General features: G+C 64.8%; 1 protein-coding gene. It reads left to right on the top strand.

Annotation, left to right across the window (positions count from 1 at the left end; all coding sequences use genetic code 11):
- Nucleotide 1: 1 nt before the first annotated feature.
- Nucleotides 2–1342: amino acid adenylation domain-containing protein (locus ACIGXW_RS33750; protein WP_399576675.1), on the top strand; the 1341-nt coding region annotated here is incomplete at its 3' end.

Below are 1342 nucleotides of genomic sequence, written 5' to 3'. Positions count from 1 at the left end.
TGTGTTGTCGGGGGTTGAGCGGCGTCGGGTTCTGGTGGAGTGGAATGCGACGGGTTGTGAGGTTGTGGGGGGTGGTTTGGCGGAGTTGTTTGAGCGTCGTGTGGTTGTTGATGCTGGGGCTCCGGCGGTGATGGGCCCGGGTGGGTTGGTGTTGTCGTATGGGGAGTTGAATGCGCGGGCGAATCGTCTGGCGCGTGTGCTGGTGTCGCGGGGGGTGGGTCGGGGCGCTTGTGTCGCGGTGTTGATGGAGCGTTCTGTTGATCTTGTGGTGGCTTTGCTGGCGGTGGTGAAGTCGGGTGCTGCTTATGTGCCGTTGCATGGTGGTTATCCGGTGGAGCGGATGCGGTGGGTGGTGGAGGACACCTCGTCGTGTGTGTTGTTGGTCGATGAGGTGATGTCGGGGCATGAGCTGGTGTTGGCTGGTGTGCCGGGTGTGGATGTGGTGTCGGTGGGGGAGCCGGCGGGTGTGGGTGGGGTGTCGGCGGGGTTCGATGCCGGGAATGTGGGAGTGGAGGTTTCCGGGGAGGATCTGGCGTATGTGATGTTCACGTCGGGTTCGACGGGGTTGCCGAAGGGTGTTGCCGTCACGCAGGGGGGTGTGGCGGGGTTTGCTTTGGACCGTTGTTGGGACCGTGGGGTTCTTCAGCGGGTGTTGTTCCATGCGAATCATGCGTTTGACGCGTCGACGTATGAGTTGTGGGCGCCGTTGCTGGCGGGTGGGTGTGTGGTGGTGGCGCCTGCGGGTCGGTTGGACGCGCAGGTGGTGCGTGGGTTGGTGGCCGAGTATGGGCTGACGAATTTCCATGCGACGGCGGGTCTTTTCCGGGTGTTGGCGGAGGAGGCGCCGGAGATTTTCGTGGGTGTGCGTGAGGTGTCCACGGGTGGGGATGTGGTGTCGGCGTCCGCGGTGCGGGGGTTGCTGGCGGCGTGTCCTTCTCTGGTGGTGCGGTCGACGTATGGTCCGACGGAGTCGACGGCTTTCGCGACGCATATCGCGTTCCGGGCGGGTGATGGGGTGCCGGATGCGGTGCCGATCGGTCGGCCGATGGACAATACGCGGGTGTATGTGCTGGACGGCGGGTTGTCGCCGGTTCCGGTGGGTGTCGCGGGTGAGTTGTATATCGCGGGTGCGGGGTTGGCGCGGGGGTATGTGCGGCGCCCTTCTTTGACGGCTGAGCGTTTCGTGGCCGATCCGTTCGGGTCCGCGGGTGAGCGGATGTACCGGACGGGGGATGTGGTGCGGTGGTCGGTGTCGGGGGAGCTGGAGTTCCTCGGGCGTGCGGATGATCAGGTGAAGATCCGGGGCTTCCGTATCGAACTCGGCGAAATCGAAGCCGTCCTC

The organism is Streptomyces sp. NPDC053079 (genome assembly GCF_044546695.1).
Classification (GTDB): Bacteria; Actinomycetota; Actinomycetes; order Streptomycetales; family Streptomycetaceae; genus Streptomyces.
This window is presented reverse-complemented; position numbering and strand designations above follow the sequence as displayed.